This window comes from Gryllotalpicola koreensis (genome assembly GCF_039538185.1).
Taxonomy (GTDB): domain Bacteria; phylum Actinomycetota; class Actinomycetes; order Actinomycetales; family Microbacteriaceae; genus Gryllotalpicola; species Gryllotalpicola koreensis.
The window spans coordinates 406,848-424,486 of sequence record NZ_BAABBW010000003.1 but is presented as its reverse complement, the minus strand read 5'-3'; the positions used below and the strand labels follow the sequence as shown (position 1 = coordinate 424,486).

At 71.7% G+C, this 17,639-nt stretch carries 15 protein-coding genes; 9 read left to right on the top strand and 6 right to left on the bottom strand.

Annotated features, from left to right (window positions below; all coding sequences use genetic code 11):
• Positions 1-25: 25 nt before the first annotated feature.
• From ABD708_RS10520 to ABD708_RS10495, 6 genes are all read left to right on the top strand, one after another.
• Positions 26-1,321: a class I SAM-dependent RNA methyltransferase gene (locus ABD708_RS10520; protein ID WP_344754125.1), complete on the top strand. Its 1,296-nt coding sequence runs from the start codon at positions 26-28 to the stop codon at positions 1,319-1,321.
• Between the two features lie 106 nt (positions 1,322-1,427).
• Positions 1,428-2,090 (top strand): response regulator transcription factor, encoded by a 663-nt coding sequence (locus tag ABD708_RS10515; RefSeq protein WP_344754526.1) that lies wholly within the window; start codon positions 1,428-1,430, stop codon positions 2,088-2,090.
• Positions 2,077-3,306: a sensor histidine kinase gene (locus ABD708_RS10510; protein WP_344754123.1), complete on the top strand. Its 1,230-nt coding sequence runs from the start codon at positions 2,077-2,079 to the stop codon at positions 3,304-3,306. Before ABD708_RS10515 ends, ABD708_RS10510 begins: the two co-directional genes overlap by 14 nt.
• Positions 3,303-4,298 carry a hypothetical protein gene (locus ABD708_RS10505; protein ID WP_344754121.1) on the top strand — a complete coding sequence of 332 codons (996 nt, stop codon included), beginning with the start codon at positions 3,303-3,305 and terminating at the stop codon, positions 4,296-4,298. Before ABD708_RS10510 ends, ABD708_RS10505 begins: the two co-directional genes overlap by 4 nt.
• A 283-nt stretch (positions 4,299-4,581) precedes the next feature.
• Complete coding sequence (locus tag ABD708_RS10500) at positions 4,582-5,232, top strand: Maf family protein (protein ID WP_344754119.1); 651 nt, start codon at positions 4,582-4,584, stop codon at positions 5,230-5,232.
• Between the two features lie 97 nt (positions 5,233-5,329).
• Positions 5,330-7,102 carry an acetyl/propionyl/methylcrotonyl-CoA carboxylase subunit alpha gene (locus ABD708_RS10495; protein WP_344754117.1) on the top strand — a complete coding sequence of 591 codons (1,773 nt, stop codon included), beginning with the start codon at positions 5,330-5,332 and terminating at the stop codon, positions 7,100-7,102.
• A gap of 219 nt (positions 7,103-7,321) precedes the next feature.
• Here the strand turns inward: ABD708_RS10495 and ABD708_RS10490 are convergent, their stop codons facing one another.
• Entirely contained in the window at positions 7,322-7,909 is a 588-nt protein-coding gene (locus ABD708_RS10490; protein WP_344754115.1) for a TetR/AcrR family transcriptional regulator, read from the bottom strand.
• A 95-nt stretch (positions 7,910-8,004) separates the two neighbouring features.
• On the opposite strand from ABD708_RS10490, the gene ABD708_RS10485 reads away from it, so the two are divergent.
• Complete coding sequence (locus ABD708_RS10485) at positions 8,005-10,122, top strand: YhgE/Pip domain-containing protein (protein ID WP_344754113.1); 2,118 nt, start codon at positions 8,005-8,007, stop codon at positions 10,120-10,122.
• Between the two features lie 213 nt (positions 10,123-10,335).
• Here the strand turns inward: ABD708_RS10485 and ABD708_RS10480 are convergent, their stop codons facing one another.
• A complete protein-coding gene (locus ABD708_RS10480) occupies positions 10,336-11,772 on the bottom strand; it encodes an NAD(P)H-quinone dehydrogenase (RefSeq protein ID WP_344754111.1) in 1,437 nt (478 codons plus the stop codon).
• Between the two features lie 64 nt (positions 11,773-11,836).
• Between ABD708_RS10480 and ABD708_RS10475 the strand changes: the two genes are divergently transcribed.
• Together ABD708_RS10475 and ABD708_RS10470 are read left to right on the top strand one after the other, a co-directional pair.
• Positions 11,837-12,664 carry a purine-nucleoside phosphorylase gene (locus ABD708_RS10475; RefSeq protein WP_344754109.1) on the top strand — a complete coding sequence of 276 codons (828 nt, stop codon included), beginning with the start codon at positions 11,837-11,839 and terminating at the stop codon, positions 12,662-12,664.
• Positions 12,661-14,346 carry a phospho-sugar mutase gene (locus ABD708_RS10470; RefSeq protein WP_344754107.1) on the top strand — a complete coding sequence of 562 codons (1,686 nt, stop codon included), beginning with the start codon at positions 12,661-12,663 and terminating at the stop codon, positions 14,344-14,346. Before ABD708_RS10475 ends, ABD708_RS10470 begins: the two co-directional genes overlap by 4 nt.
• A gap of 9 nt (positions 14,347-14,355) precedes the next feature.
• Here the strand turns inward: ABD708_RS10470 and ABD708_RS10465 are convergent, their stop codons facing one another.
• Genes ABD708_RS10465 through ABD708_RS10450 form a run of 4 tightly spaced genes read right to left on the bottom strand, consistent with a single transcriptional unit; the run spans position 14,356 to position 17,597 of the window.
• Complete coding sequence (locus ABD708_RS10465; protein WP_344754106.1) at positions 14,356-14,703, bottom strand: hypothetical protein; 348 nt, start codon at positions 14,701-14,703, stop codon at positions 14,356-14,358.
• A gap of 1 nt (position 14,704) precedes the next feature.
• A complete protein-coding gene (locus tag ABD708_RS10460) occupies positions 14,705-15,154 on the bottom strand; it encodes a PTS sugar transporter subunit IIA (RefSeq protein WP_344754105.1) in 450 nt (149 codons plus the stop codon).
• Positions 15,155-15,186: 32 nt separating this feature from the next.
• Positions 15,187-16,305, bottom strand: coding sequence for an adenosine deaminase (locus ABD708_RS10455; protein ID WP_344754103.1), 1,119 nt, complete (start codon positions 16,303-16,305; stop codon positions 15,187-15,189).
• On the bottom strand, positions 16,302-17,597 hold the full coding sequence (locus ABD708_RS10450) for a thymidine phosphorylase (protein WP_344754101.1): 1,296 nt from the start codon (positions 17,595-17,597) through the stop codon (positions 16,302-16,304). Before ABD708_RS10450 ends, ABD708_RS10455 begins: the two co-directional genes overlap by 4 nt.
• Positions 17,598-17,639 lie beyond the last annotated feature (42 nt).

The window sequence follows — 17,639 nt, the reverse complement described above, 5'->3', positions numbered from 1 at the left end:
TCAGGCCGCATGGGACGATTGACGGATGCCCGTCCGCACGCCGCCCCGCCGCCACCAGCGCCCCGCCGCCGCGCCGAACCCCACCGTCGGCACCGAGCTCGAGCTCGAGGTGACCGGGGTCGCCCACGGCGGCGTGATGGTCGCGCGGCACGAGGGCAGGGTCGTCTTCGTCAGTGACGCGATCCCCGGCGAGCGCGTGCGCGCCCGGGTGACCGAGGCGAAGAAGTCCTTCTGGCGGGCCGACACCCTCGAGGTGCTCGAGGCGAGCCCGCACCGGCAGCCGCACGTGTGGGCCGAGGCTTCCCTCGACCGCGACCCGGAGGGGCGCGCGGGCGGCGCCGAGTTCGGCCACATCGAGCTCGCCCACCAGCGCGAGCTGAAGCGCCAGGTCGTCGCCGACGCGCTCGCGCGCTTCGCCCGCGTCGACGCGGGCGGCCTCGAGGTGCAGGCGCTCGACGGCGACGACGACTCCTCCGGCACCGGGTGGCGCACCCGCGTGCGGCTGCAGGTCGCCGCCGACGGCACCGTCGGGCCGTACGCCGCGCGCTCGCACACCGTCATCCCGGTGCGCTCCCTGCCGCTCGCGGCCGAGGCGATCGCCGAGATCGCTCCGCTGGCGACGCGCTTCGGCGATGCGGCATCCGTCGATCTCGTCGCGCCGTCTGGCGGGCGCGCGCTCACCGTCGTCACAACGCGCGACGGCAGCAGGCCGCCGGCCGAGGCGATCACCGAGCGCGTCGGAGACCGCGAGTTCGCGCTCGACGCGCTCGGCTTCTGGCAGGTGCACCTGCGCGCCGCGCAGACCCTCACCACCGCGGTGCAGCGCGCGATCGACGCCGACGCGTTCGACCCCCGCGCGGCGAACCTCGACCTCTACGGCGGCGTCGGCCTGCTCGCCGCCGCGGTCGGCGACCGCTTCGGCCAGGCGACGCGCATCACGAGCGTGGAGTCCTCCGAGCCCGCCACCGACTTCGCCGCCCGCAACCTCTCCGACTGGGTCGGGGCACGGGCGCTCACCGCGCGCGTCGAGCACTTCGTCAAGGGCCTCGCCGAGAACGCCACCGCCCTCGAGCGCGGCCGGCAGCGCGCCGCAACGGTCGTTCTCGACCCGCCGCGGTCGGGCGCGGGCAGGGCGGTCGTGGACGAGCTCGTGCGCACCGGACCCGCCCAGGTGATCTACGTGGCGTGCGACCCGGTCGCGTTCGCGCGGGACGCCGCGCTGTTCGGGGACGCCGGCTACGGCATCCGCTCGCTCGAGGCCTTCGACCTGTTCCCGAACACGCACCACGTCGAGCTGGTCGCCCACCTCACCCGCGACTGACACCGCCTTCCGCGCCCGCCCCCGACACGTGCGCCCGGGCCGCTGGGCGCAGCGGTCGGCGGCAGGCGCAAAACTGACACGCCGGACCGACGCTACGCTCATGAACATGGTGACTGTCGCGATCGTCGACGACCACGAGTCGGTGCGCCTCGGGCTGCGCGCGGCCTGCGGCGACGCGGGCTTCACCGTCACCGGCGAGGCGGCGACGGTCGACGAGCTGCTTCCCTCCCTCGCAGACGCGCCGGCCGACATGGTCGTGCTCGACCTCTCGCTCGGCGACGGCTCCAGCGTCACCGACAACGTCAAGCGGCTTCAGGATGCCGGCAGCGCGGTGCTCGTGCATTCGATCGCCGACCGCGTGCAGCCCGTGCGCGAGGCGCTCGCGGCGGGCGCCGCCGGCGTCATCCCGAAGTCGGCGCCGACGGGCACGGTGATCGACGCGATCCGCACCGTGGCAGAAGGCGGCGTGCTCAACAACCTCGAATGGGCGAGCGCCATCGACGCCGACAACGACTTCGCCCGCGCCAAGCTCGGCCAGCGCGAGCGCGACGTGCTGCACCTCTACGCCTCCGGCCTGCCGCTCAAGGCCGTCGCGGCCCAGCTCGGCATCGCGCACTCGACGGCGCGCGAGTACCTCGACCGCATCCGCGTCAAGTACGTCGAGGTCGGCCGGCCGGCGCCGACGAAGGTCGACCTGCTGCGCCGCGCCGTCGAAGACGGCATCCTGCCGGGGCTCGCCACCGACTCCCCCGGCGATGAGCAGCGCTGAGCAGCTCGCCGGCGCGCTGCCCCCCGCACCGCGCCACCCGCTGACGCAGGCGCGCATCGAGACCATGGTCTCGCGCGCCATCGTGCTCTTCGGCGTCGTGTTCGGCGTGCTCGTGGTGCCGACCCTGATCGCACAGCAGCAGGAGCTCGCCCAGCCGTTCGGCTGGCTGCAGGTCGGCGCACTGTGCGCCTGCATGGCCTGGGCCGTCGTCGGGGCGATCTCGCAGCGCGGCGTCGGCGCGGCGACGACGGCGTTCGCCCTGCTGTACCTCGTCGTCCTGCTGCTGTGGCCGGCGACGGCGGCAGGCACCACGGTCGACGGCATCCCGTGGCTGTGGACGCTCTGCACGGTCGCATCCGCATATGCCACCGTGCGCATGCGCCCCTGGATGGCCGCGGTCTACGTCGTGCTCGCACCGACGCTCTTCGGCCTCGTGATGGTCTGCGTCACCGGCGGGCGCGAGTGGAAGCTCGCCTTGCTCGACGCGCTCTACGCGGCGATCGTCGGCGCTGTCATCTTCACCATCGCCTCGCTGCTGCGGAACGCGGCCGCGGCGGTCGACGCAGCACAGCGCGCGGCACTCGAGGGGTACGAGCGCGGCGTGCGCGAGCACCTCGGCGAGGCCGAGCGCGTCGAGGTCGACGCCCTCGTGCACGACAGCGTGCTCACGACCCTGCTCGCGGCCGCCGGTGCGCGCACGCCCGAGGCGAAGCTGCTCGCCGCCCGCATGGCCGAGGACGCGCTCGGCCACCTCTCGTCGATGAAGCCCGTGCCGACCCCGGTTCCGGAGCCGGTGACGGATGCCTGGAGCCTCGTGGCCGGCATCCGCAGCGCCTCCGCCACGATCCCGCATCAGCCGCGTTTCCACAGCCACGGCCCGCTCACCGCGACGCTGCCCACCAGCGTGGCCGAGGCGCTCACCGCCGCGACGGTGCAGGCCATGATGAACAGCTCCCAGCACGCGGGCGGCCCGGACGTCACGCGCAGCGTGACCTTCGCGGGCATCGGGGAAGACGGGGCGGCGGGCGTGCGCATCCAGATCGTCGACAACGGCGTCGGCTTCGACGTCGAGCAGGTCGCACCGCGGCGCCTCGGTCTCGCGACCTCGATCATCCAGCGCGTCGAGGTGGCAGGCGGCGCGGCCCGCGTCGAGTCCACACCGGGAGCGGGCACCACCATCACGCTCACCTGGCCCACTCGAGAGGGCCGTTCGTGATCGCCCTCTCACGCGCCACGATCATCTCGCTGGCGGCGCTCTTCTCCCTCTACCATGTCGTGCTCGGCCTCTCCGCGCTCGAGGTGCCCCGGTCCCCGTGGCCGACGGTCGCGTCGCTCGCCGCATTCGCCGGCGCGATCGTACTCAGCCTGCTGCGGCCGCGCACGCGTGTGCTCCCGGTCTGGATCGCCGTCCTGGATCTCGCCGTCTCGGTCACGATCCCGCTGGCGGTGAGCTCGCAGCTCGACCCTGACGCGTCCAATGGCTACGCGACGTGGTACGTCGCCGCGGTCGGCACGCTGCTCACGATCGTGATGGTCCGCGGGCGGGACATGTATGCCTGGATCGGCATCGGATTCCTGACGCTGTACACGATCTGGTGGGCGGGCTTCGACTCGCTCGGCGAGCTGGGCGTGGTCGGCTCGATCGTGTGGGTCGTCGCGGCCAATGTCGTGATGTACGCCGTGCGCAAGACCGCGGAAGACGCCGAGCGCTTCGCCGAGGTCGAGCGCAAGGCCTCGGAATGGCGGGCCGCCTACGACGCCCACGTCGTCGAGCGTCAGCACCGCCTCGAGCACACCTACACGATGGCCGAGCCGCTGCTCACCGAGATCGTGCGCTCGCAGGGCGAGCTCAGTGAGGAGCAGCGGGCGGAATGCGTGCTGCTCGAGGCGACGATGCGCGACGAGATCCGCGGGCGCGGACTGCTCAATGACGCCGTGCGCCAGGTCGTCACCGCGGCCAGGCGCCGCGGCGCGGCCGTCAGCCTGCTGGACGAGGGCGGTCTCGACGAGCTCGACGAGGCGCGGCGCGAGCGGGTGCTGACGGAGCTCGCCGACGCGATCGCCGAGGCCGATGCCGACACGCTGATCGTGCGGACGGTGCCGCGGGCTGAGGAGGTGGCCGTGACCGTCGTCGGGCTGAAAGCCCCGGAGGACGATGAGGAGGAGAGCGATGTCACGCTCTGGCTGGAGATCAAAGCGACCGCCTGAATGGAAACCACCAGGCTCGCGGTGGGGGCGGAAACCCACCCCCACCGGAAGCCTCGAGCCAGAACGACAACCCGAATGCCGCTCCGACTCCCCCCAATGGCACTCGCCCTGCATACCCTTTTCGGCGAATGATTGGACAGCCTCTGCGAGCAGAGAGTCGCTGTGCGTTATCCATAGTCCCCGATAGACCGCCGTATAGAACAGTCGGCTCTTAGGGGGACACAGACAGGACGGTCCGACCACGCCCGGTCGCGAACCGAACGCGGACCATAGGCTGATCGCCATGCGCCTCTACCTCGCGTCCACCTCGCCCGCCCGGCTCTGGCTGCTGCACAATGCCGGCATCGAGCCCGTCGTCGTGCCGTCACACGTGGACGAGCCGGCGGCGGTCGCCACGGCCGAGGCCGAGCACGGCGCCCTCGCCGCCGGACACATGGTGCAGCTGCTGGCCCGCGCGAAGGCCGAGGCCGTGGTCGGTGCGTCACCGGACGGCGCCCCCATCGACGGGCTCATCGTCGGCTGCGACAGCGCCTTCGAGCTCGACGACACGATCTACGGCAAGCCGCACAAGGCCGAGATCGCGACCGAGCGCTGGCACGGGCAGCGCGGCCGCACCGGTGTGCTCCATTCCGGCCACTGGGTCATCGACCACCGCGGCGGCGCGGCGCGCGCGGCGGCGGGGGCCGTGGCGCAGGCATCCGTCTCGTTCGTCCCCGATATGACGGATGCCGAGATCGACGCCTACGTCGCGAGCGGCGAGCCGCTGCAGGTCGCCGGCGCCTTCACGATCGACAGCCTCGGCGGCCCTTTCATCGACCGCATCGACGGCGACCCGTCGACCGTGGTCGGCATGTCGCTTCCGACGCTGCGCCGCCTGGTGCGCTCGCTCGGTGTGGAGTGGACCGAGCTCTGGAACCTGCCCGAGCGGTTGTGAGCCTCGATCACACCTCTGGGCCTTGTGACAAAGCCCTCCGAACACTTTTGTGGATGCCAGCCAAATGCACCCCGATGAGCCTTCGTAGGCTGGACTGGTGCCCCGTATCGCCAAAGTCCTGATCGCCAACCGCGGCGAGATCGCCGTTCGAGTCATCCGCGCAGCACGGGACAGCGGGATCGGGTCCGTCGCTGTCTACGCCGACCAGGATCGCGACGCGGTGCACGCCCGCCTCGCCGACGAGGCCTACGCCCTCGGCGGCACGACGAGCGCGGAGACCTACCTCGTCATCGACAAGCTCCTGTCGGTCGCGCGCCGCTCGGGCGCCGACGCGGTGCACCCCGGCTACGGATTCCTGGCGGAGAACGCCGACTTCGCCCGCGCCGTCATCGACGCAGGCCTCATCTGGATCGGCCCCAGCCCCGAGGCCATCGAACGCCTCGGCGACAAGGTCAGCGCCCGCCACGTGGCCGAGATCGCGGGTGCGCCGATGGCGCCGGGCACCCTGAACCCCGTGGCGGATGCCTCAGAGGTGCTCGCCTTCGCCGACGAGCACGGCCTGCCCGTCGCCATCAAGGCGGCGTTCGGCGGCGGCGGCCGGGGCCTCAAGGTCGCGCGCACCCGCGACGAGATCCCCGAGCTCTTCGACTCGGCGACGCGCGAGGCGGTCGCCGCGTTCGGCCGCGGCGAGTGCTTCGTCGAGAAGTACCTCGACAAGCCGCGCCACGTCGAGACCCAGTGCCTCGCCGACGCGCACGGCAACGTCGTCGTCGTCTCGACCCGCGACTGCTCTCTGCAGCGCCGTCACCAGAAGCTCGTCGAGGAGGCGCCCGCGCCGTTCCTCACCGATGCCCAGCGCGAGGAGCTGTACCGCGCGTCGAAGGCGATCCTCAAGGAGGTCGGCTACCTCGGCGCCGGCACCTGCGAGTTCCTCATCGGCCAGGACGGCACCGTCAGCTTCCTCGAGGTGAACACGCGCCTGCAGGTCGAGCACCCGGTCTCGGAAGAGGTCACGGGCATCGACCTCGTGCGCGAGCAGTTCCGCCTCGCCGAGGGCGGCGTGCTCGACTACCCGGACCCCGAGCCGCGCGCGCACTCCTTCGAGTTCCGCATCAACGGCGAGGATGCCGGGCGGAACTTCATGCCGGCCCCCGGCCCCGTGCATGTGTTCAAGCCGGCATCCGGACCCGGCGTGCGCGTCGACTCGGGCGTGCAGGCCGGCGATGAGATCTCTGGGGCCTTCGACTCGCTGCTCGCGAAGCTCGTCGTCACCGGCGCGACCCGCGAGGAGGCGCTGGAGCGCAGCCGCCGCGCCCTCGACGAATTCGAGGTCGCGGGGCTCCCGACGGTGCTGCCGTTCCATCGCGCGGTCGTCCGCGACCCCGCCTTCGCCCCGGAGAACGGCGAGCCCTTCGGCATCTACACGCGCTGGATCGAGACGGACTGGGCAGGCGGCATCGAGCCCTGGAGCGGCGAGACGGATGCCGCACCGCACACTCCCGAGGAGCGACAGAGCGTCGTGCTCGAGGTCGAGGGCAAGCGCGTCGAGGTGACGCTGCCGGCGAAGCTGCTGGCCGCGCCGGGTGCGCGCACCGCGGGCCCCGCACCGAAGCGCGCGACCGGCGGCCGTGCCGCCGGCGGAGCTCCCGTGGCCTCCGGCAACGCGATCACCGCGCCGATGCAGGCGACCGTGGTCAAGATCGCCGTCGAGGAGGGCGCGGAGGTCGTCAAAGGCGACCTCGTCGTCGTGCTCGAGGCGATGAAGATGGAGCAGCCGCTGACCGCCCACAAGGACGGCCGCATCGAGGGCATCAACGCCACCGTCGGCGCGACGGTCTCGAGCGGCACCCGCCTGCTCAGCATTGTCTAGTTCGCGCGTCCCCGCCGCGCGAACCCGCTTCGGCGCCGTACACGCCGCCGCCTCCGCTGGCATTGTCTAGTTCGCGCGTCCCCGCCGCGCGAACCCGCTTCGGCGCCGTACACGCCGTACACGCCGCCGCGCCGGACGTCGTCTCGATTGCGCTACAGCTGCGGAAGCGCGCTACCGAGGCGCGGAGCGCGCCGTTCCGCAGCTGTAGCGCGGAGACGGTCAGGATGGCGAAAGCCGCACTAACTGCACGCTGATGCGGTGCGCCATCGCGGCCACTGAGTCACGGCCCGTCAGGGGTGTGCCGAGCCAGCCGCTCAGCAGCCACACGATGCCGCCGGACATGATCACGACGCTGTCGCGGATCTCCTCCGACTGTGGGTCGGCGACACCCTGAAGCAGCGGCGAGCGCTCGAGGATGCGGCGCGCGACCAGGTCGACGGCCGCGTTGACCGCCGCCCCCGAGCGCGGGCCGTGCAGCACCCGGCGGTAGAAGCCCCGATGCGACGCGAGGTGCTCGAGCAGCCCGCGCACCACCGGCTCGACGCGCTCGAGCCAGTCTCCCGCTGACGGCGGCGCCGGCTCGTGGCGCTCGAACTCGTCGTTCAGCCGGGTCACGGCGGCGGCGCGCGCGAGCTCGGCGAGGTCCCCGAAATGCTGGTAGAACGTCGGCCTCGTCACACCGGCCGCGGCGACCACCTGGGTGATCGACAGCTCACTCAGGTCGTGCTCGTCGAGCAGCTCTGTGGCCGCGGTGATCAGCGCCCGCTTCGAGCGGGCCGCCCGCGGGTCGTCGGCTCCGGCATCCATTTTCATATCTTCTCAGCGTTTCTGATTTACATGTGTAAGATAGATCTTCGTCAGCCAAATTTTACAACCGTAAATCAGAACGAGTGAGGGACGGAATGGCCAAGCGGATCCAGACGGCGGGCGACAGGCGTCGCAACCGCGCCGTGCGCATCGCGATCGGCGCGATCGCGTGCATCCCGCTGATCTACGGCGGCGCGCTCATCTGGGCGAACCAGGACCCGACGCACCGCCTCGACAAGATCCCCGCCGCGGTCGTCGATCTCGACCAGCCGGTGACGCAGAACGGCACGACCGTCGACGTCGGAAAGTCGGTCGCGCACGAGCTGGTCACGGACGACAGCGACAACGACTTCGACTGGGTGAAGACGGATGCCGCGACCGCACGCGCCGGCCTGAAAGACGGCACCTACCTCGCCACCATCACCCTGCCCAAGGACCTCTCGGCGAACGCCGTCTCGCTCGGCGGCGACGTGCCGACCGACGCCTCCGCCTCGCACATCACCATCACGACCGACGACGGCCACAACTACATCGTCGGCGTCGCCGCGAAGACCATCGGCATGACGATCTCGCAATCGGCCGCCAAGTCGGTGTCGCAGCAGTACCTCAGTCAGATCTACACGGGGTTCGATCAGATCGGCGGCAAGCTCGGCGAAGCCGCCGACGGCGCGAAGCAGCTCGCCTCGGGCGCCGGATCGCTCGAGTCGGGAACCACCCAGCTCGAAAGCGGCGCGCAGCAGAGCGCCACGGGAGCCTCGCAGCTCGCCTCCGGTCTCGGCACGCTGTCGTCAGGAGCCCAGTCGCTCAAAAGCGGGACGGAGCAGGTCTCCTCAGGCGCCTCCGCACTGTCGAACGGCGCCGGCCAGCTCGCCGGGGGCGCGGACACGCTCTCGAGCGGTCTGACGGACCTCAAGGACCGGACCACGAACCTGCCCGACTCGGCGAGCCGACTCGACAGCGGCGCACAGGCGCTCCAGAAGGGCCTCACCGGCTCGGGCACAGCGAGCGACCCGGGGTACACGGGTGGCGTCGACCGGCTCGCCGACTCGTGCGCGACCATCGCGGCGAACCCGCTGACGGCAGCCGATCCCATCGCCGCGCAGCTCTGCGACGGCATCGATCAGGTCGCCGGGGCGAAGGGCGCGAACGGCTACGCCAACAGCCTCGCTCTGCGCACCGGGGCGCAGCAGCTCGCGGACGGCACCGCGACGCTGAACGCGCAGGCGCCCGCCCTTGCGCAGGGAATCGCCCAGGCATCCGCCGGTGCTTCGCAGCTCGACAGCAAGCTGCATGACGCGGCCGCCGGCGCGCAGACGCTCGCCGGCGGCGCACAGCAGGCAGCGAGCGGGGCGTCACAGCTCGCGTCGGCTGCCGCACAGGCCCACAGCGGCGCGCAGCAGCTCGCCACCGGAACGGCGCAGCTGGCCGACGGGGCGAAGAGCCTCGACTCGGGTGCGCAGCAGCTGAGCTCGGGCTCAAGCCAGCTGGCCGACAAGCTCGCCGACGGGAAGGCATCCGTGCCCACCTATGATTCGGCAGAGAAGAAGCACCTCAGCGGGATCGCCGCGCAACCCATCGCGCTGGCGCAGGACAAGCTCGACAGCGTGCCGAGCTATGGCTACGGGCTCACGCCGTACTTCATGGCGCTCGGGGCGTGGGTCGGCGGTCTGTCGATCTACATGCTGCTGCGCGCGATCCCGCACCGCGCGGTCGAGGCCGGGCGCCCGGGCTGGCTCGCCGCCCTCATCGGCTATCTGCGCGGTGCCTGGATCTCGCTCGTGCAGGCCGCCCTGCTGTACCTGGTCGTCACGGTCGGCATCGGCGTGCATCCCGCGAACCCCGTCGGGCTCGCGCTCTTCATCGGGCTGTGCTCGCTCGCGTTCACCGCCGTGAACCACGCGCTCATGGTGCTGTTCGGCAGCCGCGGGCGCTTCCTCGGGCTGATCCTGCTGGTGCTGCAGGTCGCGGCGGCCGGGGCGACGTACCCGATCCAGACCACGCCCGCGTTCTTCCAGTTCGTGCACGGGCTGCTGCCGCTGACCTATGCCGCGAACGCGATCCGCTCGCTGGTCGCCGGGGGCGGAGCGGGCATCGGGGTCGGCGTCGCGGTGCTCACGTGCTGGCTGTTCGCCACCCTCGCCATCTCGGTCGGCGTGACGGCGCTGCGCCACGCCCGGAAGTCGGACCTGCTCCTGCCCGACTTCGCCATTTGAGCGACGCTCACGCGGTTGCGCTGCTCGGATCCGCTTTGCGCTGCTCGGATCCGAGGCGCGCATTGCGGATCGCAGCAGCGCGCGCTACGGCTACGGATCGGCGCGCTCGCCAGAGCTGGCGCTCCGATCCGTAGGTGTAGCGCAAGGGCAGGGCACGGCGCCAGGCGCGGGGCAGGCGCAGGGCAGGGCAGGAGTGGAGCAGGAGTGGGGGGCTCAACCCACGATGTGCATGGCCCGGGCGGCATCCGTCAGCGCGCCCGAGACGGAGGGGAAGACCGCGTAGGCCTTCGCGACGTCGTCGACCGTGAGGCGGTGCTCAACCGCGAGCGCGAGCGGGAAGATCAGCTCGCTCGCCCGCGGCGCGACGATGACCCCGCCGATGACGGTGCCCGAGCCCGTGCGGGCGAACAGCTTGACGAAGCCGTCCTTGATGTTCTGCATCTTCGCGCGGGCGTTGGTCTGCAGCGGCAGCTTGTAGATCTCGCCCTGCGCGATGCCGTCCTCGATCTGCTTCTGCGACCAGCCGACCGTCGCGATCTCGGGCTGGGTGAAGATGTTCGAGGTGACGTTGCGCAGCTCGATCGGGTTGACCGCGTCGCCCATGGCGTGGAAGACCGCGGTGCGACCCTGCATGAAGGCGACGGATGCCAGGGGAAGCACGTCGCTGCAGTCACCGGCCGCGTAGATGTTCGGCACCGAGGTGCGCGCGACGCGGTTCACCCGGATGTGACCGGACTGCGTCAGCTGCACCCCCGCCTCCTCGAGGCCGATGCCCGCCGTGTTGGGGATCGACCCGACCGCCATGAGGCAGTGCGAGCCTTCGACGGTGCGCCCGTCGGAGAGGGTGACGAGCACCCCGTCATCCGTGCGCTCCACCTTCTCGGCGCGCGACTTGGAGAGCACGGTCATGCCGCCGCGGGTGAAGACGTCCTCGAGGATGCGGGCCGCGTCGGAGTCCTCGCCCGGCAGCACCTGGTCGCGACTCGAGACGAGCGTGACCTTCGCGCCGAGGTTCATGTAGGCCGAGGCGAACTCGGCGCCCGTCACGCCTGAGCCGACGACGATGAGGTGCTCGGGCAGGGCCTTCAGCGTGTACAGCTGTGTCCAGGTGAAGATGCGCTCGCCGTCGGGCTTCGCCGTCGGCAGCTCGCGCGGGCTCGCCCCCATGGCGAGCACGATCGTGTCGGACTCGATGCGGTCGAAGTCGGTGCTCCCTCGGCCGGTGCCCGTCGACACGACGACCGTGTTGTCGCCCTCGAGTCGGCCGACGCCGTCGATGATGTTGACGCCCGCGCGCACGAGCTCGGTGCGCATGTCCTCGCCCTGCTGGCGCGCGAGACCTAGGATGCGCTTGTTCACGGCGGCGAGGTTGACGGCGACCTCTGGACGGTGCGGGCGATTGTCCTCGCCGCGGGTGAAGAACTGCACGCCGAGGCCGACCGCGTCGGGGATGTTCTTCGCCGCTTCTGCCGTCGCGATGAGCGTCTTCGACGGAACGACGTCGGTGATGACCGCCGAGCCGCCGATGCCCGCTCGCTCGATGACGGTGACGTCGGCGCCGAGCTGCGCGCCGGCCAGCGCCGCCTCGTAGCCGCCAGGACCGCCGCCCACGATCGTGATCCGCTGCTTCCGCTCGAATTCGAAGGCCATGGGGATTAGTCTGCCGCACCCGCATTGCGGCCAGGTGTCCATGGCGCGGCAATAAACTCGTGGCATGCCCGACGCCTCGATCCTGGACGTGCCCGAGACCGACCCCTTCGACGTGGCCCGCCAGGCCGCGGAGCAGATCGCCGAGAAGACCGGGGTCGAGAAGCACGACATCGCCCTCACCCTCGGCAGCGGCTGGGGCAAGGCCGCCGATCTGATCGGCGAGACGGTCGCGACGATCCCGGCGACCGAGGTGATCGGATTCCGCAAGCCGGCGCTGACCGGACACGTGGGCACCCTGCGCTCGATCGCGCTGCCGAGTGGCAAGCGCGCACTCGTCATCGGGGCGCGCACGCACTTCTACGAGGGCCACGGGGTGCGGCACGTGGTGCACTCCGTGCGCACGGCGGCTGCGGCCGGGGCATCCGTCATGGTCCTCACCAACGGCGCAGGCGGCATCAAGCCGCACTGGCAGGCCGGCACGCCGGTGCTCATCAGCGACCACATCAACCTGACGGCGTCGAGCCCGCTCGAGGGCGCGACCTTCATCGACCTGACCGATCTGTACTCGACGCGGCTGCGCGAGCTCGCGAAGACCGTCGACCCGAGCCTCGACGAGGGCGTGTACGTGCAGTTCCGCGGCCCGCACTACGAGACCCCGGCCGAGGTGCAGTTCGCGAAGACGATCGGCGGGCACATCGTCGGCATGTCGACCGCGCTCGAGGCGATCGCGGCGCGCCAGGCCGGCATGGAGGTGCTGGGCCTGTCGCTCATCACGAACCTCGCCGCCGGCATCTCGCCGACCCCGCTCTCGCATGCCGAGGTGCTCGAGGCCGGGCAGGCCGCCGAGCCGGTGATCTCCGCCCTGCTGGCCAAGATCGTGGGGCTCTTGTGAGCACTACGGATGCGCTGCTTGAGGCCGCCCGCGCGTGGATCGCGCAGGACCCCGACCCCGAGACGCGCGGCGAGCTCGATGCGCTGATCACGGATGCCTCGGCCGGTGACGCCGACGCGATCGCCGAGCTGCACCGCCGCTTCGACGAGCGCCTCGCCTTCGGCACGGCCGGCCTGCGCGGCGAGCTCGCCGCCGGCCCCAACCGCATGAACCGCGTGCTCGTCGCGCAGGCCGCCGCGGGGCTCGCGGCCTACCTCGTCGAGAAGCACGGCAAGCAGGCATCGGTCGTCATCGGCTACGACGGGCGGAAGAACTCGCGCGTGTTCGCGGAGGACTCCGCGAAGATCTTCGCCGGCGCGGGCGTGCGCACGATCCTGCTGCCGCGGCTGCTGCCGACGCCTGTGCTCGCCTACGCCGTGCGCCACCTCGACGTGTCGGCGGGGGTCATGGTGACGGCGTCGCACAACCCGGCGCGCGACAACGGCTACAAGGTGTACCTGGGCGACGACGACCAGGGCTCGCAGATCGTGCCGCCGGCCGACTCCGAGATCGCCGCGCACATCGCCGCCGTCGCGGCGGGCGGCCCGATCACCGCGCTGCCGCGCTCCAGCGCCTATGCGCTCGCCGACGAGTCGCTCGTGTACTCATACGTCGCGGCGACCGCCGCCGTCGCCGGGAAGCTGCCGAAGGGCGTCGACCTTGAGGTCGTCTACACGGCCATGCACGGCGTCGGGTGGGACACCGCGTCCCGCGTGTTCGAGGCCGCCGGCCTGCCGCTGCCCGTCAGCGTCGCGGCCCAGCAGGAGCCCGACGCCGCCTTCCCGACCGTGTCGTTCCCGAACCCCGAGGAGCCGGGCGCGCTCGACCTCGCCATGCAGACCGCACGCGAGCAGGGCGCAGAGCTCATCATCGCGAACGACCCGGATGCCGACCGCTTCGCCGTCGCGATTCCCGATGCCTCAGTCGAGAGCGGTTGGCGCCGGCTCACCGGCAACGAGGTCGGCACGCTGCTCGGCTGGGCCGCCGCAGAGGAAGAGGCCGGCACCCCCCACGGCGCGCATCACGTTCCCGGCGTGCTCGCGGCCTCGATCGTCTCCTCCCCCGCCCTCGGCGTCATCGCGGCGCACTTCGGGCTCGAGCACGCCGTCACCCTCACCGGCTTCAAGTGGATCTCCCGCGCCCCCGGCCTGCTGTTCGGCTACGAGGAGGCGCTCGGCTACCTGGTCAACCCCGAGACCGTGCGCGACAAGGACGGCATCTCGGCCGCCGCGCGCTTCCTCGCCCTCGCGCTGCGGTGGAAGGCCGCCGGGCGCACCGTCGCCGATCAGCTCGAGGCGATCGCCGCCGAGATCGGCCACGACGCGAGCGGGCAGATCTCGCTGCGGGTGACCGACCTCTCCGAGCGCGGCCGCATCATGGACCGGCTGCGCGCCGAGCCGCCGCAGACGCTCGCCGGCAGCGCTGTGACGTCGTTCGACGACCCGGCGGCAGGGGTGCCGGGGCTGCCCGTGGACAACATCCTGCGCATCCTCACCGCCGACGGCTCGCGGGTCATGATCCGCCCCAGCGGAACCGAGCCGAAGCTGAAGGTCTATCTCGACGTGCGCGGGGGGTCGAAGACGGATGCCGCGGCGAAGCTCGCCGCCCTCGACGCGGCGCTGCGCGAACTGCTCGCGGCTTAGCCGCGGCCGCTAGGCCGTCGCGAACCAGGCGAACAGCAGGAAGGCCACGATCAGCGACATGATGATCGCGATGCCGGTCGCGGCGAAGCGGTAGGTGCGCAGGCGGCCGTCCTCGCGGCGGCGCACCGAGAAGGAGATCAGCACCCAGGCGCCGATCAGCACGACCGCCGCCGGCGGCGAGGCGAGCAGCGGGTAGTACAGCACCGCGAGCTGGTCCGGCTGCGGCCCGGGCAGCGCGGGAGCCGCGATGCCCGCTCCGAGCGCGCCGCCGAAGAGCACCACGGCAGCCAGCGCGCAGACGAGCGCCCAGAGGGCGAAGGTCTTCCAGATCGGGCGCTCGGCTCCGGCATCCGTCATCTCAGACCTCCGCACCGTGCAGGACGGCGCGCACCTCGTCGGCCGTCGTCGCCGCACGCAGGGCGGGCAGGGCGCCGGGGTCGTTGAACACGTTCGCGATGCCGGCGACCAGGCTGACGTGCGTGTCGGGGCTGACGCTCGCGAGTCCGACGACGACCGAGACCGGGTCGTTGTGGGCGTGCCCGAAGGCGATCGGCTCGGCGAGCGTGACGACCGAGAGCCCGTCGCGCCGCACGTCGCGGCCGGGGCGGGCATGCGCGAGCGCGAGCCCGGGCGCCACCACGATATAGGCGCCGAACTCGTCGACCACCCCGATCATGCGCTCGGTGTAGGCGTCGGTCGCGACCCCGGAGCGGACCAGTGCCGCGCCCGCGAGTCGGATCGCCTCGCGCCAGTCCGCCGCCGCCCGGTTGAACTCGATGGCGTGATCGGGCACCTCGGGCAACGGCATGGTCTCGATTTTAGCGAAAGTCGGCGCGAGTTCTACACAGCGTCGAAGCCAACGGCGATGCGGTCGAGCAACTCCTCGCGCTCTTCGATCGGCAGGAAGGCGGCGGCCGCGGCGTTGAGCTGGAAGGCCTCGAGGTCGTCGAGCCGATAGCCGAAAGCGTCGGCGAGCAGCGCCAGCTCGCGGCTGAGGCTCGTGCCGCTCATCAGGCGGTTGTCGGTGTTCACGGTCACGCGGAAGCCGAGCTGGTAGAGCAGGTCGAAGGGGTGGTCGGCGATCGTCTCGCCCCAGCGGGCGATCGCCCCGGTCTGCAGATTGCTCGTCGGGCTCGTCTCGAGGGCGATCTCGCGGTCCTTCACCCACTGGCTGAGCAGGCCGAGCGACACATAGGTGCTCTCGTCGTCCTGCCGCTCGACGGTCAGGTCCTCGGCGAGGCGCACCCCGTGGCCGAGCCGCAGCGCGCGCCCGTCGAGCAGCGCAGAGCGGATCGACGCGAGTCCGTCGGCCTCGCCCGCGTGCACCGTGACGGGGAACCACTCGGAGGCGAGGTAGTCGAAGGCGCCGCGCATCGTCGACGCGGGAAAGCCCGCCTCGGGCCCCGCGGTGTCGAAGCCGACGACGCCGTCGTCGCGGTGCCGCACCGCGAGCTGCGCGATCTCGAGGGTCTGCCCCGGGTTCTGCCGCAGGCTCGACAGCAGCTGGCCGACGCGGATGAACCCGCCGGCCGCCTCGACCTGCGCGACCGCTTGGTCGATGCCCGACTGCACGGCCTCGACGGTCTGATCGAGGCTGAGCCCGCGGGCGAGGTGCTGCTCGGGCGCCCAGCGGACCTCGCCGTAGATCACGCCGTCGGCGTGCAAATCCTCGACGAACTCGCGGGCGACCCGGGCGAGCCCGGCCGCCGTCTGCATGACCCCGACCGTGACGTCGAAGGTCTTCAAGTACTCGACGAGGCTGCCGGCGTTCGAACGGCTCTCGAACCAGTCCTGCAGACGGCGGGCGTCACTCGCCGGCAGCTCGAGGCCGATCTCGTCGGCGAGCTCGACGATGGTCTGCGGCCGCAGGCCCCCGTCGAGGTGGTCGTGCAGGCTCACCTTCGGCAGGGCGTTGATGCTGACGCCCTCGAGCAGGTACTCGCGGTCCGGTGCGCTCATGAGCCCACTCGCTCCCTGATCAGCGGCGAGGACACATGATCGGATGCCTCGCCGATCGCCCACGCCCCGTCGAGCGCCTCGAGCGCGCGCTCGAACCGCGCCGCGTCGTCGGCGGCGAGAGTGAACAGCGGCTGGCCAGCAGCGACCGTGTCGCCGGGCTTCGCGTGCAGCTCGATTCCGGCGGCGTGCACCACGGGGTCCTCCTGTCGGGCCCGGCCCGCGCCGAGCCGCCAGGCGGCGACGCCGAAGGACAGCGCCTCCTGCGTGACAAGCACGCCGCTCGTGGGCGCGATGACGGTGTGCGTCTCACGCGGCACGGGCAGCGCGGCATCCGGATCGCCGCCCTGCGCGGTGACGAAGGCGCGCCAGCGGTCCATCGCGCGGCCGTCCTTGAGCGCCGCCTCGACGTCGGCGTCGGGCTGGCCGGCGAGGGTCAGCATCTCGCGCGCGAGGGCGACGGTGAGCTCGACGACGTCGGCCGGGCCGCCACCGCTAAGCACCTCGAGCGACTCGCGCACCTCGTTCGCGTTGCCGATCGTGAGGCCGAGCGGAACGTTCATGTCGGTCAGCAGGGCCGAGGTCTTCACGCCGGCATCCGTGCCCAGCTCGACCATCGTCTGGGCGAGCTCGCGCGCCTTCGCGAAGTCCTTCATGAAGGCGCCCGAGCCGAACTTCACGTCGAGCACGAGCACGCCCGTGCCCTCGGCGATCTTCTTGCTCATGATCGACGACGCGATCAGCGGGATCGCCTCGACCGTGCCCGTCGTGTCGCGCAGCGCGTAGAGCTTCTTGTCGGCCGGGGCGAGCCCGGCACCCGCTGCGCAGATGACGCCGCCGACCGGGCCGGCGAGCTGCGCGAACACCTCCTCGTTCGTGAGCGAGGCGCGCCAGCCGGGAATCGACTCGAGTTTGTCGAGCGTGCCGCCCGTGTGCCCCAGCCCGCGACCCGACAGCTGCGGCACCGCGACGCCGAAGCATGCCACAAGCGGCATGAGCGGCAGCGTGATCTTGTCGCCGACACCGCCCGTCGAGTGCTTGTCGGCCGTCGGCTTGCCCAAGCCCGAGAAGTCGAGGCGCTCGCCCGAGGCGACCATCGCCATCGTGAGATCGCGGATCTCCTCGCGCGTCATGCCGTTCAGCAGGATCGCCATGGCGAGCGCCGACATCTGCGAGTCGGCGACGTAGCCGCGCGTGTAGGCGTCGACCAGCCACTGGATCTGCGGGGTGGTGAGCGTGCCGTGGTCGCGCTTGGCGCCGATCAGCTGGACCGCGTCGAAGGGCTCGACTGCCACTGAGGTTCCTTTCGGTAGGAGGGTTTCGATACGCGCTGCGCG

What these genes read in the sequence shown, in the direction of transcription:
- ABD708_RS10480 (WP_344754111.1), bottom strand. Translation starts at nt 11,772, where the DNA reads ATGGCCTTCGAATTCGAGCGGAAGCAGCGGATCACGATCGTGGGCGGC.
- ABD708_RS10485 (WP_344754113.1), top strand. Translation starts at nt 8,005, where the DNA reads ATGGCCAAGCGGATCCAGACGGCGGGCGACAGGCGTCGCAACCGCGCC.
- ABD708_RS10465 (WP_344754106.1), bottom strand. Translation starts at nt 14,703, where the DNA reads ATGACGGATGCCGGAGCCGAGCGCCCGATCTGGAAGACCTTCGCCCTC.
- ABD708_RS10460 (WP_344754105.1), bottom strand. Translation starts at nt 15,154, where the DNA reads ATGCCGTTGCCCGAGGTGCCCGATCACGCCATCGAGTTCAACCGGGCG.
- ABD708_RS10455 (WP_344754103.1), bottom strand. Translation starts at nt 16,305, where the DNA reads ATGAGCGCACCGGACCGCGAGTACCTGCTCGAGGGCGTCAGCATCAAC.
- ABD708_RS10515 (WP_344754526.1), top strand. Translation starts at nt 1,428, where the DNA reads ATGGTGACTGTCGCGATCGTCGACGACCACGAGTCGGTGCGCCTCGGG.
- ABD708_RS10510 (WP_344754123.1), top strand. Translation starts at nt 2,077, where the DNA reads ATGAGCAGCGCTGAGCAGCTCGCCGGCGCGCTGCCCCCCGCACCGCGC.
- ABD708_RS10520 (WP_344754125.1), top strand. Translation starts at nt 26, where the DNA reads ATGCCCGTCCGCACGCCGCCCCGCCGCCACCAGCGCCCCGCCGCCGCG.
- ABD708_RS10490 (WP_344754115.1), bottom strand. Translation starts at nt 7,909, where the DNA reads ATGGATGCCGGAGCCGACGACCCGCGGGCGGCCCGCTCGAAGCGGGCG.
- ABD708_RS10475 (WP_344754109.1), top strand. Translation starts at nt 11,837, where the DNA reads ATGCCCGACGCCTCGATCCTGGACGTGCCCGAGACCGACCCCTTCGAC.
- ABD708_RS10500 (WP_344754119.1), top strand. Translation starts at nt 4,582, where the DNA reads ATGCGCCTCTACCTCGCGTCCACCTCGCCCGCCCGGCTCTGGCTGCTG.